The following is a 12,797-nucleotide window of genomic DNA, read 5'->3' as shown; positions in this document are numbered from 1 at the left end:
CGCGGCCCGTCCTGCGGGCAATGTGCGATGAAAGACGCAATGAAAAACCGGCTGGCGGCCCTGCGCCGCCGGCTGCAGCCGCTGTGGCCGTGGCTGCGCTGGGGTACCGCGGCGCTGCTGGCGCTGCTGCTGGTGCTGGATTTCGCCTTCCCGCCGCCCTTGCCGAAGCAGCGCGACACCAGCACTCTGGTGGTGTCGGCGGACGGCACGCCGCTGCGCGCGTTCGCCGATGCCGAGGGCGTGTGGCGCTATCCGGCCTCGATCGACAGCGTGTCGCCGCTGTACCTGCAGGCGCTGCTGACCTACGAAGACCGCTGGTTCTGGAATCATCCGGGCATCAATCCGCTGGCGATCCTGCGGGCAAGCGGCCAGCTGCTGCGCGGCGGCCGCATCGTGTCCGGTGGCTCGACCCTGACCATGCAGGTCGCGCGCATCCTCGACCCGCATACGCGTACGCCGTGGGGCAAGCTCAAGCAGATGCTGCGCGCGGTGCAGCTGGAAGTGCACCTGAGCAAGCGGCAGATCCTGGCCCTGTACCTGGAGCGCGCGCCGTACGGCGGCACCATTGAAGGCGTGGAAGCGGCCAGCTGGGCCTATCTGGGCAAGCCGGCGGCGCAGCTGTCGCATGCCGAGGCCGCGCTGCTGGCGGTGCTGCCGCAGGCGCCGAGCCGGCTGCGCCCGGACCGTCATCCGGAAGCGGCGCAGAAAGCGCGCGACAAGGTGCTGTCACGCATGGCCGAACTGGGCGCGTGGACACCGGGAGAGGTGGACGACGCGCGCATCGAGAACGTGGTGGCACGCTCGCTGCGTCCGCCGCTGCACGCCGCGTTGCTGGCGCAGCGCCTGCATTCGGCGCATCCGGGCCAGGCACGCATCCAGAGCAGTATCGACATTGGGCTGCAGCGCACGCTGGAGGAACGCGTGGCCAGCTACTTCTCGACGCTGCCCGAACGCACCTCGGCCGCGCTGCTGGTGGTCGACAACCAGACCCTGCAGGCGCGTGCCTACGTCGGCACGCTGGCGTTCGGCGATCGCCAGCGGCTGGGTCACGTCGACATGGTGCAGGCCTGGCGCTCGCCGGGGTCCACGCTCAAGCCGTTCCTGTATGCGATGGCGCTGGACGATGGCCTGATCCATTCGGAAAGCCTGCTGGTCGATGCGCCGCAGAGTTTCGGTAGCTACCGCCCTGGCAACTTCGACATGGCCTTCAACGGTCCGATCGGCGCTTCCAGTGCGTTGCGCCTGTCGCTCAACGTGCCCTCGGTGGACCTGCTGCAGCGGGTCGGTGCGGCGCGCTTTGCTGCGCGGCTGTCGCACGCCGGCATCCAGCTGCGCTTCCCGCCGGGCAGCACGCCCAACCTGTCGCTGATTCTGGGGGGTACCGGTGCGCGGCTGGAAGACCTGGTCGGTGCATTCGCTGCACTCAACCGCAATGGCATCGCCGGGCGCGTGCGCTACTCCGATGACGAGCCGATGATCGAGCGGCGCCTGGCCTCGCCGGGTGCCAGCTGGATCGTGCGCGAGATGCTGGAGTCGAATCCACGCCCGGGGTACAGCATGGGAACCTTCGATGTCGGTGGCCGCCCGCGCGTGGCGTGGAAGACTGGCACCAGTTACGGGTACCGCGATGCATGGGCCATCGGCAGTACCCGACACTACACCGTGGGCGTGTGGGTAGGCCGGCCGGATGGCACGCCACTGCCGGGCCAGTACGGTGCGGTCACCGCATTGCCACTGATGTTTGAAGTGGTGGACAGCCTGCCGCGCCAGCGCGGCGATTCGGCGGCCGCGCCGATGCCGGCCACTGTCAGCCAGGAGGATGTCTGCTGGCCCACCGGCGAACGTGCGGAAGGGCTGCCAGCGGCACTGTGCCAGCGGCGGATGTCAGCGTACCTGCTGGATGGCGCAGCACCGCCGACCTTCCCTGAACGCGAGGCGCGGCGCTGGCAGCCAGGCCGGCAGCGCTACCTTGCCGACGCGCATACCGGGCTGCGCGTGTCGGCCGATTGCCGCTTGCCGCACGACGAAGTCGCGCGTGAGATCGCGCGCTGGCCGGCGTTGCTGTCACCGTGGCTGCCCAAGGCCACACGCGAGGCCTCGCAGCTGCCCGCGCTGTCGCCGGATTGCCGTGATGATGGACGCGAGGCCAGCGTCGCGTTGCACATTGATGGCCTCAATGATGGTGCCGCACTGGCGCGCGCACCCAACTCCGAACATGGCGTACGCCTGCAGCTGCGCGCGCTGGGCAGCGAGCAGACTGTGGACTGGTTGCTGGATGGTCGCTGGATCGCGCAGACCCGTGGGGCGCAGCTGATGCAGCGCGAGTTCGCCGAACCGGGCGCGCACACCCTGACTGCGTTGGCCGCTGATGGCGCGTGGACGCAGGTGCGGTTCACCGTACTCCGGTAGGTGCCAACCTCGGTTGGCACGTTCCGTATGTTTGCCACGCTGTTGTAGAGCCGAGCCCATGCTCGGCTGACCGCTGCACGCACGTCGCAGGAGCAGCTGAGCATGGGCCCGGCTCTACAGGGAGCGTCAGGCCGTCATTCCCCGATCCACCCATCCAGCAGATCGGCGAATTCATCAGCGTGTTCCTCTTCCTGCGCCAGGATTTCCTCAAGGATGCGCTTGGTGGTGGTGTCGCGGTCGCCGATGAAGTTGATCATTTCGCGATAGCTGTCGATGGCGATGCGCTCGGCCACCAGGTTCTCGCGGACCATGTCGCGCAGGTCGCTGCCTTCCTTGTACTCCGCATGCGAACGCGCGGTCAGCGTATCGGGGTTGAAATCGGGTTCGCCGCCGAGCTGGACGATGCGCTCGGCCAGCTTGCCGGCGTGTGCCTGCTCCTGCTGTGCGTGCTCCAGGAACTCGGCCTTGACCGCGTCGGCCAGCATGCCCTTGGCCATGAAGTAATGCCGGTAGTAGCGCAGTACGCAGACGTACTCGGTGGCCAGCGCGTCGTTGAGCAGCTTGATCACCACCTTGCGGTCGGCGCTGTAGCTGTCGGTGATCGCGCCGTCCTCGATGTTGCGCCGGGCGCGATCACGCAGGGTCTTGCGGTCGCTGATGCCGGGAACCTTTTCGGCGGGCGTGGGGGTTTTGGCTGGCTTGCTGGACATGGCTGGCCGTTTCCTTTTGCGGTGGAAAATCAGGTGGGCAGATGCTCCAGCACGTACTCGGCTGAAGAGACTTCGAATTGGCCGGCTTGTTCAACCCAGGCTGCGCGCACCACGCCATCGACCACGTACAGCGCGAAGCGACGCGAGCGGATGCCCATGCCCGAGGCGCTGGCGTCGAGCTCCAGGCCGAGCGCGCGGGTCAGTTCGGCATTGCCGTCGGACAGCATCAGCAGCCCGTCGGGCACGTGCTGGTCGGCGGCCCAGGCCTTCATCACGAACGGATCGTTGACAGCCATGCAGTAGACGTCGATGCCGCGCTGGCGGAATGCCTCGAACTTTTCGACGTAGCCGGGCAGGTGACGGGCCGAACAGGTGGGGGTGAACGCACCGGGCACGGCGAACAGCACCACCTTGCGCGCGTCGAACAGCGAATGCGTATCGAGCGTTTCTATACCCTCGCGGATGCGCTTGAGGGTCACTTCCGGAATGCGGTCGCCAACGTGGATGGTCATGGTGGACTCCTTGCAGGGGCAGGCTAGAGGCCGGCGTGGGACAGGGGCGTCAAGACATTGGAAAACGGGCGTGCAGGCCCCATCTTCAGGCCTGGCGGGGCAGGCTTCCAGTCACAGCCTGGGGCATGGGGATGGCAGCCGCATTGCGCAGGATCAGTCGGCCTCACCAGGGCCGCACGAGGGGCGGCGTAGCATCGCCGGCGCGTAGAATGAACCCGGGGCGGCGCCACCGGCGCGGCCGAAGCGAATCGAGGTAGCTGGATGGAATTCAAGGATTACTACGCCACCCTGGGGGTGGAACCGAGCGCGGGCGAGGCGGAGATCAAGACCGCCTACCGCCGGCTGGCACGCAAGTACCACCCGGACGTCAGCAAGGAGGCCGGGGCCGAAGACAAGTTCAAGGCGGTCAACGAGGCCTACGAGGCGCTGCGTGACCCGGAAAAGCGCGCGGCCTACGACCAGCTGCGCGCGCAGGGCTATCGCCCGGGCGAGGAGTTCAACGTGCCGCCGAACTACGGCGGCGCCGGGGGCTTCAATTTCGAGGAAGTGTTCGGGGGTGGTGGCCCCAATGGCGGCTTCAGCGACTTCTTCGAAAGCCTGTTCGCGCGCCAGCGTGGTGGCGCCGGTCCGGGCCCGGGCTTCAGCAGCCAGGGCCATGCGCCCAACCGCGATACCCGCGCCAAGCTGTCGGTACCGCTGGAGGCGGCCTACAACGGTGAGAGCCTGCGCATCACCGTCAACGGCAAGCAGCTGGACGTGCGCGTGCCCAAGGGCATCCGTCCGGGCCAGGTGATCCGGCTGGCCGGGCAGGGCAACCATGGCGGCAACCTGCTGCTGGAAGTGGAGTACGCCGCGCACCCGCAGTTCGAGGTCGATGGCCGCAACATCCTCTATACGCTTCCGGTCACCCCGTGGCAGGCCGCATTGGGCACCAGCATCAGCGTGCCGACCCTGGGCGGTGCGGTGGAGCTGAAGATCCCGGCCGACTCCGACGCCGGCCGCAAGCTGCGCCTGCGCGGTCGTGGCCTTCCGGGCAATCCGGATGGCGATCAGATCGTCGAAATCGAGATCGTGGCCCCGGCCGCAACCGACGAGGCGCAGAAGAAGGCGTACCGGAACCTGGCCAAGGCGTTTGGCGAGACGATCTGAGACCGATTGTGGTGGGTGCGGACCTTGGTCCGCGCGCCTTTTGGCCGTTCAAAGCGTGCCAACCAAGGTTGGCACCCACCGGAATGTTTCAGCCCTGCCCGGCGAACACGCGCTCCAGCACCTCGGACAGTTCGTCTTCCGAGAATGGCTTGGTGATGTAGGCCTTGGCGCCCTGGCGCATGCCCCACATGCGGTCGGTATCCTGGTCCTTGGTGGTCACCAGGATCACCGGAATATGCCGGGTCGCCTCGTCGCGGGCGAGGGTGCGGGTGGCCTGGAAACCGTTGAGGTTCGGCATCACCACGTCCATCAGGACCAGGTCGGGCAGCTCGGCCTTTGCAGTTTCGACCCCGGCGGCGCCATCGGTGGCGGTCAGGATCTGGTGCCCGAGCTTCTCGACGATGCGCTGTATCCCCAACAGCTGCGACGGTGAGTCGTCGACGATCAGAATGCGTGCCATGTTGTTCCCCATGTAATGCCCGCAGTGTAGTGCGGGCACATTACCGGCGGGAGGGGCGCATCTGCCGTCCGTCGCCTGCCTGCGACGTTCAGTCGATCCGCACCACCGTGCGCCCCAGCGAGCCGCCGGCCAGCATCCGCTGGAATACAGCGGGCAGGCCATCAAGGCCGACTTCGGCAGTGCAGATGCGTTCCAGGTGCTGCGGCTTCCATTCGTTGCCCAGCCGCGCCCAGACTTCCTCGCGAAGTCCGCGTGGCGCATTGGCTGAGGACACGCCCAGCAGTGAGACACCGCGCAGGATGAACGGCATCACGGTCATGTCCAGCGTCGGGCTGGCGGCCAGGCCTGCACTGACCACGCTGCCGTAGGGCACGGTCTGCGCCAGCAGGCTGGCCAGCATGTCGCCTCCGGCATTGTCGAGGCCACCGCCGAAGCGCGCCGACTGCAGCGGGCCGGTGTCGGCCAGCGCGTCGCGCGGCAGTACCTCAGTGGCGCCGATGCCGCGCAGGAAATCGGCCTGGTCCGGCTTGCCGCTGACCGCGTGCACGCTGTAGCCGGCACGGCTGAAGATCGACAGTGCCAGCGCACCGACACCGCCGCTGGCACCGGTGACCGCCAGCGGGCCGAGTTCCGGGGTCTGCCGGTTGTCCTGCATGCGCAGCAGGGCCAGTGCCGCAGTGAACCCAGCAGTGCCCAGCACCATCGCCTCGCGTGGGGTCAGCCCGGCCGGCTGTGCGATCACCGCGCGGGATTCCAGCCGCACGTACTGGCTGTAGCCGCCGTCGCGGGTCTCGCTGAGGCCGCAGCCCGTGGCCAGCACTTCGTCGCCTTCACGCCAATCCGGATCGGTGCTGGCGACCACGGTGCCGGCCACGTCGATGCCCCCGACCAGCGGGAAGCGGCGCAGGATCTTGCCTTTGCCGGTGCCGGCCAGGGCGTCCTTGTAGTTGACCGAGGACCAGTGGGCGCGGATCAGCACCTGGCCGGGGTTGAGGTCGTCGACACCCAGCTGGGCCAGGCCGCTGCGGTAGCCTGCGTCGTCGTTTTCGATGCGGAAGGCGGTGAACGGGGTGGTGGGGGCCATCGGCGTTGCCTGACTTCGAGGAAAACGTCACCTTACCCCGTTGCCCCCCTTTCGATCCTGCCGATCCGCCCCATCTTGTATGATCGGTGATGGTTTCACGGCTGGCGGTGCGGGAAGGGCCCGCGCCGCAGCCCACATCTTGATGGAGCGTGCATGGCCTGGAATACACCCGGCGGCAACAAGGGCGGACAAGGCCCCGAGGACAATCGACGCGGGCCGTTCGGGTCACGCGGCGGTGGCAATGGTGGTGGCTGGGGCGGACTGCCCGGACCACTGAAGGACCTGTTCGACGGCGGCATCGTGCGTTGGGTGGTGGCGGCCGTGGTGCTGCTGGTGCTGTTCTCCAGCTTCCAGCTGATCGGCGAACAGCAGCGTGGCGTGGTGCTGCGCTTCGGCCAGTTCTCGCGCATCCTGCAGCCCGGCCCGAACTTCAAGCTGCCGTGGCCGATTGAGTCTGTCACCAAGGTCAACGCCACCGAGATCAAGACTTTCTCGATCCAGGTGCCGGTGCTGACCCGCGACGAGAACATCGTCAATGTCTCGCTGAACGTGCAGTACCGCATCGACGACCCGCAGCAGTACCTGTTCGGCACCGTGGATGCCGACCAGGTGCTGGAGCAGTCCGCGCAGAGCGCGGTGCGCGAGGAAGTCGGCCGCGCCGACCTCAACGCCGTGCTGAACAACCGTGGCCCGCTGGCCGTGGCCGCCGAAGAGCGCCTGCAGGCGCTGCTGAAGGCGTTCAAGACCGGCCTGACCGTGACTGGCCTGACCCTGCAGGACGCCCGTCCACCGGAAGAAGTGAAGCCGGCCTTCGACGAGGTCAACGGCGCCCAGCAGGTCAAGGAACGCCTGATCAACGAAGCCCAGGCCTACGCCGCCAAGGTCGTGCCGGAAGCCCGAGGCCAGGCCTCGCGTGCCCGTACCACCGCCGAAGGCTACAAGCAGGCCGTGGTGTCCAAGGCCGAGGGTGACGCGCAGCGCTTCAGCCTGTTGCAGGCCCAGTACAAGGACGCCCCGGAAGTGACCCGCAAGCGCCTGTGGCTGGAGACCGTGCAGCAGGTGCTGAGCGAGAACCGCAAGGTGATTGGTGGCGATGGCCGCCAGCTGATCTACGTGCCGATGACCGGCGATACCCGTCCCACCACCTCGGCCCCGCCGGGGGTGACCAACCCGGAGGTGGTGATGCCGTCGCTGCCGGGCGCAGCGGTGGAACAGTCCCGTGATCCGGGCCGGCCGGTGGGCCGCCCGACCGGGCGACCGAGCGGCCGTGAGGAGGGCAGCCGATGAAGAGTCCTATCTGGATCGCCGTGATCGTGGCGGTGGTGCTGGGCCTGCTCGGCTCGGTGTACGTGGTCCGTGAGGACCAGACCGCCATGGTGCTGAACCTGGGCAAGGTGGTGCGTTCGGACATCAAACCGGGCCTGCACTTCAAGGTGCCGGTGGTGGAAACGGTGAAGGTCTTCGACCGCCGCTTCCAGGTGCTCGACACCGCGCCGGCGCGGTACTTCACCGCCGAGCAGAAGGACGTCAGCGTCGACTTCTTCGCCATCGGCTACATCTCCAACGTGGGTGACTACTTCCGGGCCACCGGCGGCGATCCGCGTATCGCCAACGCTCGCCTGGCGCCGATCATCACCGACTCGCTGCGCAACCAGATCAACTCGCGCACCCTGCAGCAGCTGGTGTCCGGCGACCGCAGCGAGCTGATCGCCGAGCAGCTGAAGGGGATCAACGAAGCCGTGGCCGGCCTGGGCATGCAGATGATCGACCTGCGCATCAAGCAGGTGGACCTGCCGACCGACAGCCAGGTGATCAACGACGTGTACGAGCGCATGCGCGCCCAGCGCAAGCAGGAAGCCGCCAAGCTGCGGGCAGAGGGCGAGGAGCAGTCGCTGACCATCCGCGCCCAGGCCGACCGTGACAGCACCGTGCTGATCGCCGAAGCCGAGCGAGATGCCCAGCGTCTGCGCGGTGAAGGCGATGCCGACGCCGCCCGCATCTACGGCAAGGCCGGCTCGGCCGACCCGTCGTTCTATGCGTTCTACCGCAGCCTGGAGGCCTACCGCGGCTCCATGAGCGACGGCAATGGCGTGATCGTGCTGGACAAGAACGACCCGTTCCTGCAGTACCTGAAGAACGACCGCTGAGGTCGCAGGGCATTACCCCACGGGGCCCGGCTGAATGCCGGGCCCCGCGCTTTTTCTGGAGTTCCCCCATGAAAGATCTGTTCGCCGCCGTCTGCCTGGTCGCGGTGCTGGAAGGCCTGTTCCTGTTCGCCGCACCGTTCGCCTGGAAGCGCATGGCCGAACGCCTGCTGGACCTGCCCAGCCCGGCCCTGCGCAGCTTCGGCGGGCTGGTGCTGCTGGCCGGCCTGAGCCTGCTGTGGTGGGCACGGCACTGAACCCCGCCCTGTAGCGTCCGAGCCCATGCCCGGGCGGCGCCGCGCAGCGGCGGGAAGGCAGCCGAGCGTGGGCTCGGCTCTACATGAGACGCCTGACCGGCCGGTGAAGCCGCCCGTCGGAAAGGTGGCACCGGACCCCGGAAACCCGGATAATGCACAAAAGCCGGACGGGCCTCCCCGTTCGGCTTTTTCCGTGTCTGGGCCTTCCATCACCGGCCGCTCCCCGTTTGGAGCCGCCCTCCAGGTGCTGGCCAGCCCCGCCACGGTTTACCCGTCCGCGGCCCCGATGGCCGCAACATATGAGGAGCCCGTCATGGGTCAGTCTGTCGTAGTGCTTGGTGCCCAGTGGGGCGATGAAGGCAAGGGCAAGATCGTCGATCTGCTCACTGAGGAGATCGGCGCCGTCGTGCGCTTCCAGGGCGGTCACAACGCCGGCCACACCCTGGTCATCAACGGCAAGAAGACCGTCCTGCACCTGATCCCGTCGGGCATCCTGCGTGACGACGCGCTGTGCCTGATCGGCAACGGCGTGGTGATCTCGCCGGCCGCGCTGCAGAAGGAAATCGCCGAGCTGGAAGCCTCCGGCGTGGAAGTGCGTTCGCGCCTGAAGATCTCCCCGGCCGCCCCGCTGATCATGCCGTACCACATCGCCCTGGACCAGGCGCGCGAGCGCGCTGCCGGCGGCAAGGCGATCGGCACCACCGGCCGTGGCATCGGCCCGGCCTACGAAGACAAGGTGGCGCGCCGCGGCATCCGCATCGCCGACCTGCACTACCCGAAGCAGCTGGAAGAACTGCTGCGCACCGCGCTGGACTACCACAACTTCGTGCTGACCAAGTATCTGAACACCGATGCGGTCGACTTCCAGAAGACCTTCGACGAAGCGCTGGCCTTCGGCGAGTACGTGCAGCCGATGAAGTCCGACGTGGCCGGCATCCTGCACGACCTGCGCAAGCAGGGTAAGCGCGTGCTGTTCGAAGGTGCGCAGGGCGCGCTGCTGGACATCGACCACGGCACCTACCCGTATGTCACCAGCTCCAACACCACCGTCGGTGGTGCGCTGGCCGGTTCCGGCGTCGGCGCCGATTCGATCGACTACGTGCTGGGCATCGCCAAGGCCTACGCCACCCGCGTCGGTGGTGGCCCGTTCCCGACCGAACTGGACGACGAAGTCGGCCAGGGCATCCGCGATCGCGGTGCCGAGTACGGCGCTTCGACCGGCCGCCCGCGTCGTTGCGGCTGGATGGACATCGTCGCACTGAAGCGCGCCGTGGCCATCAACGGCATCAGCGGCCTGTGCATCACCAAGCTGGACGTGCTCGATGGCATGGAAAAGCTGAAGGTCTGCATCGCCTACGAATACAACGGCAAGCGCACCGAGTACGCGCCGCTGGACGCGCAGGGCTGGGAAGAGTGCACCCCGGTGTACCTGGAGTTCCCGGGCTGGAGCGAGAACACCCACGGCATCACCCACTGGGACGACCTGCCGCCGGCTGCACGTGCCTACCTGCGCTCGCTGGAAGAGCTGGCCGGTTGCCCGATCAGCATCGTCTCCACCGGCCCGGACCGCGACCACACCATGGTCTTGCAGGATCCGTTCGCCTGAGTGCGTGACCGGTAGCGCTGGGCCACACCCGGCGTCGCTGCAAGAAGAAGCCCCGCGAAAGCGGGGCTTCTTCGTTACTGTGTCAGCGGGGCCGGCGAGGAAGCAAAGCGATGACCAGGATGTCAGCGTGAAAGGCGAGACCGTGGTTCGGATCACCCTGTGGGTGTTGTGGAGCCTGTGGGGCATCGCCTGCGTGGTTCTGGCGCTCGGCGCCATCGCCAACCAGCTGGCCTCGCGCACCCAGACCCTGCCGCTGCTGCTGAGCCCGGGCGCGACGGCCGAGGTGACGGTCTACCGCTTCATCGATGACCATCTGAGGCTGCGGCTGCGGTATGCCGCAGACGGTGCTGAGGCTGACCCTGACGTGCTGCTGCGCATCGATACTCCCACCAATCATGGAGATTTCCGCGCGGGGGAGCGTTCGGGCGTGGCCGGGCAGGGCATCGATCGCAGGCTGGCGTCGGTTGAATCCAGCGACCTCATGGCGTCCTACTTTGGTTATGGCCGCGGCGATGCGTTGCCACGCGGACGCTCATGGCTGCGGGTAACCGTGCTGGAGGTGGACCCGGCGCTGGCGGGCAGGGCGGCCGTGATCGAACTGCAGCCCCCACTGGACCTGTTGAAGCTGACCGACCTGGACTACGTCTGGCTGTGGCCGTTCTTCTTCTGGAAGCCGGTGGCGATGTTGCTTGTGATATTCGGTGTCGGGCTGGATGTGGCCAGCGTTGCGCTGCGCCGTATCCCCGCCCGGTAGCTGGCGAAGGCACTTGCGGAATACCCAATATGGGCACAATAATGCCCAGTATGGGTATCTCTACCGCCACTGCATCTTCGTCCAGCCCCATCGGCCTGACCGATGCACTGTTCACCCAGACCCAGCAGCGGGTGCTGGCGCTGCTGTTCGGCCAGGACCGTCGAGATTTCAGCATCTCCGAGCTGATCAGTGGCAGCGGTGCCGGCTCTGGCGCCGTGCAGCGGGAAGTGGCCAAGCTGGTCGCAAGCGGCTTGGTGGAGCAACGAAAAGTCGGTAACCAGAAACGTTATCGGGCATTTGCCGGCTCCCCCATCCATGCCGAACTGGTGGCGCTGGTGCACAAGACCATCGGCCTCGCGCAGCCGCTGCGCGAGGCGTTGCAACCGCTGCAGGACCAGATTGCGCTGGCCTTCGTCTTCGGTTCGGTGGCCAAGCGCACCGACAGCGCGCACAGCGACATCGATCTGATGCTCGTGTCCGATACGCTGGGTTATGCTGAGTTGATGGCGGTGCTTGATCCTTTGGAGGAACGTCTGGGACGGCCGGTTAACCCGACGCTGTACACGCACGACGAATTGAATGATCGCCTGCGCAAGGGCAATGCCTTCCTGCAGCGTGTTCTCGAACAACCCAAGGTGTGGGTGATTGGAGGAAAGGATGACCTCGCCATTGCAGAATCTGGTCGGGGCGGGTAAACCGCTTACCGCCGAACCGCCCGATCCGCGGGAGATTGAAGGGCTGCAGCGCTCGGGCCTTGCGCGGCTGCGTGACGCACGCAATGCCACGTTGTCGCTGGAAAGCCGCTTCGACCTTGCCTACAACGCCGCGCACGCCTTGAGCCTGGCCGCGCTTCGCGCGAAGGGATTCCGGCCCAGCAACCGCTACATCGTGTTCCAGTCGCTCAAGCACACGCTCGGCGTTGGTCCCGAGGTGTGGCGCGTACTCGACAAGTGCCACCAGCAGCGCAACATCGCCGAGTACGAGGGCGAACTCGATGTCAGCGGGCGCCTGGTGGAAGACCTGATCACAGCCTGTGAAGCGGTGCGTGTTGCCTCTGGCCTCTGAGCAAAGCGAGGGCTGACGCGTCAGCGTTCGGCCGCCCGCAGCAATGGATAGGGATTGATCGATTCCCCCTTCCACCACTGTTTTTCAGGCCCCAGCACGTGCACCTCGAAGTGCAGGTGCGGCGCGTCCGCACTGGCATTGCCGGTGCTGCCTACATAACCGATCACCTCGCCGCGCCTGATCACCTGCTTTTCGGCCAGGCCATCGGCATAGCGCTGCAGATGCGCGTAGTAGTAGCACCAGCGTCCGCTGGGCTCGAACTGGTAGATCGTCAGCCCACCGCGCTTGCTGTCGAACAGCTTCTCCACCGTGCCGTCGGCCACCGCCAGCACGGGCGTCCCGGCATCGGCCATGATGTCGATGGCATCGTGCACGCGTCCTTCGCTGCGGGCGTCGGTGAAGGTGTCGCGCAGCTGCGAGGGTAGTACGCCCTGCACCGGCAGCAGCAGACCGCCCGGTGCTGCGTCCAGGCTGGCCGGCAGCGGCGCGCTCGGTGTGGTCGGTTCCGCCGTCGGCGTTGCCGACACGGTGGAGGTCATTGCTGGCGAGGACGCCGCCGTGGGTTCGGCGGCATCGCGGCGCAGCCACCAGCCCAGTCCCACACCCAGCAGCACGCCCAGCACGATCAGCTGCGAAAGACGCATGGG

14 protein-coding genes are annotated in these 12,797 nt (G+C 67.1%); 9 read left to right on the top strand and 5 right to left on the bottom strand.

All coding sequences use genetic code 11. The features are described from left to right. Positions 1-39: 39 nt before the first annotated feature. Positions 40-2,409 carry a penicillin-binding protein 1C gene (gene pbpC, locus QP512_RS15150; RefSeq protein WP_286069441.1) on the top strand — a complete coding sequence of 790 codons (2,370 nt, stop codon included), beginning with the start codon at positions 40-42 and terminating at the stop codon, positions 2,407-2,409. Between the two features lie 134 nt (positions 2,410-2,543). Here pbpC and QP512_RS15145 read toward each other — a convergent pair whose 3' ends face one another. Together QP512_RS15145 and QP512_RS15140 are read right to left on the bottom strand one after the other, a co-directional pair. Next, positions 2,544-3,119, bottom strand: coding sequence for a ferritin-like domain-containing protein (locus tag QP512_RS15145; protein ID WP_286069440.1), 576 nt, complete (start codon positions 3,117-3,119; stop codon positions 2,544-2,546). Positions 3,120-3,148: 29 nt separating this feature from the next. Beyond that, complete coding sequence (locus tag QP512_RS15140) at positions 3,149-3,631, bottom strand: peroxiredoxin (protein ID WP_286069439.1); 483 nt, start codon at positions 3,629-3,631, stop codon at positions 3,149-3,151. 261 nt (positions 3,632-3,892) lie between these two features. Here QP512_RS15140 and QP512_RS15135 point away from each other — a divergent pair, with 261 nt between their 5' ends. Continuing rightward, on the top strand, positions 3,893-4,780 hold the full coding sequence (locus QP512_RS15135; protein ID WP_286069438.1) for a DnaJ C-terminal domain-containing protein: 888 nt from the start codon (positions 3,893-3,895) through the stop codon (positions 4,778-4,780). 88 nt (positions 4,781-4,868) lie between these two features. On the opposite strand, the gene pilH is transcribed toward QP512_RS15135, so the two are convergent. Further along, on the bottom strand, positions 4,869-5,240 hold the full coding sequence (pilH, locus tag QP512_RS15130; protein WP_005410644.1) for a twitching motility response regulator PilH: 372 nt from the start codon (positions 5,238-5,240) through the stop codon (positions 4,869-4,871). An 88-nt stretch (positions 5,241-5,328) separates the two neighbouring features. After that, positions 5,329-6,324 carry a YhdH/YhfP family quinone oxidoreductase gene (locus QP512_RS15125; protein ID WP_286069436.1) on the bottom strand — a complete coding sequence of 332 codons (996 nt, stop codon included), beginning with the start codon at positions 6,322-6,324 and terminating at the stop codon, positions 5,329-5,331. A gap of 153 nt (positions 6,325-6,477) precedes the next feature. Between QP512_RS15125 and hflK the strand changes: the two genes are divergently transcribed. The 7 genes from hflK (at position 6,478) to QP512_RS15090 (ending at position 12,150) form a co-directional block, all read left to right on the top strand. Further along, positions 6,478-7,611 carry an FtsH protease activity modulator HflK gene (gene hflK / locus QP512_RS15120; RefSeq protein WP_286069435.1) on the top strand — a complete coding sequence of 378 codons (1,134 nt, stop codon included), beginning with the start codon at positions 6,478-6,480 and terminating at the stop codon, positions 7,609-7,611. Continuing rightward, positions 7,608-8,471: a protease modulator HflC gene (locus tag QP512_RS15115; RefSeq protein ID WP_088026795.1), complete on the top strand. Its 864-nt coding sequence runs from the start codon at positions 7,608-7,610 to the stop codon at positions 8,469-8,471. Before hflK ends, QP512_RS15115 begins: the two co-directional genes overlap by 4 nt. A gap of 68 nt (positions 8,472-8,539) precedes the next feature. Next, positions 8,540-8,725 carry a DUF2065 family protein gene (locus QP512_RS15110; protein WP_286069434.1) on the top strand — a complete coding sequence of 62 codons (186 nt, stop codon included), beginning with the start codon at positions 8,540-8,542 and terminating at the stop codon, positions 8,723-8,725. A 313-nt stretch (positions 8,726-9,038) separates the two neighbouring features. Continuing rightward, positions 9,039-10,331: an adenylosuccinate synthase gene (locus tag QP512_RS15105; RefSeq protein WP_142806544.1), complete on the top strand. Its 1,293-nt coding sequence runs from the start codon at positions 9,039-9,041 to the stop codon at positions 10,329-10,331. Positions 10,332-10,458: 127 nt separating this feature from the next. Further along, on the top strand, positions 10,459-11,085 hold the full coding sequence (locus QP512_RS15100) for a hypothetical protein (protein ID WP_286069433.1): 627 nt from the start codon (positions 10,459-10,461) through the stop codon (positions 11,083-11,085). A gap of 50 nt (positions 11,086-11,135) precedes the next feature. Next, complete coding sequence (locus tag QP512_RS15095) at positions 11,136-11,780, top strand: transcriptional regulator (RefSeq protein WP_286069432.1); 645 nt, start codon at positions 11,136-11,138, stop codon at positions 11,778-11,780. Beyond that, positions 11,743-12,150 (top strand): hypothetical protein, encoded by a 408-nt coding sequence (locus QP512_RS15090; protein WP_286069431.1) that lies wholly within the window; start codon positions 11,743-11,745, stop codon positions 12,148-12,150. The genes QP512_RS15095 and QP512_RS15090 overlap by 38 nt, the downstream gene beginning before the upstream one ends. Positions 12,151-12,170: 20 nt before the next feature. Here the strand turns inward: QP512_RS15090 and QP512_RS15085 are convergent, their stop codons facing one another. Continuing rightward, positions 12,171-12,794 carry a M23 family metallopeptidase gene (locus tag QP512_RS15085; protein WP_286069429.1) on the bottom strand — a complete coding sequence of 208 codons (624 nt, stop codon included), beginning with the start codon at positions 12,792-12,794 and terminating at the stop codon, positions 12,171-12,173. Positions 12,795-12,797 lie beyond the last annotated feature (3 nt).

This window comes from Stenotrophomonas sp. 57, assembly GCF_030291075.1.
GTDB lineage: Bacteria > Pseudomonadota > Gammaproteobacteria > Xanthomonadales > Xanthomonadaceae > Stenotrophomonas.
This window is presented reverse-complemented; position numbering and strand designations above follow the sequence as displayed.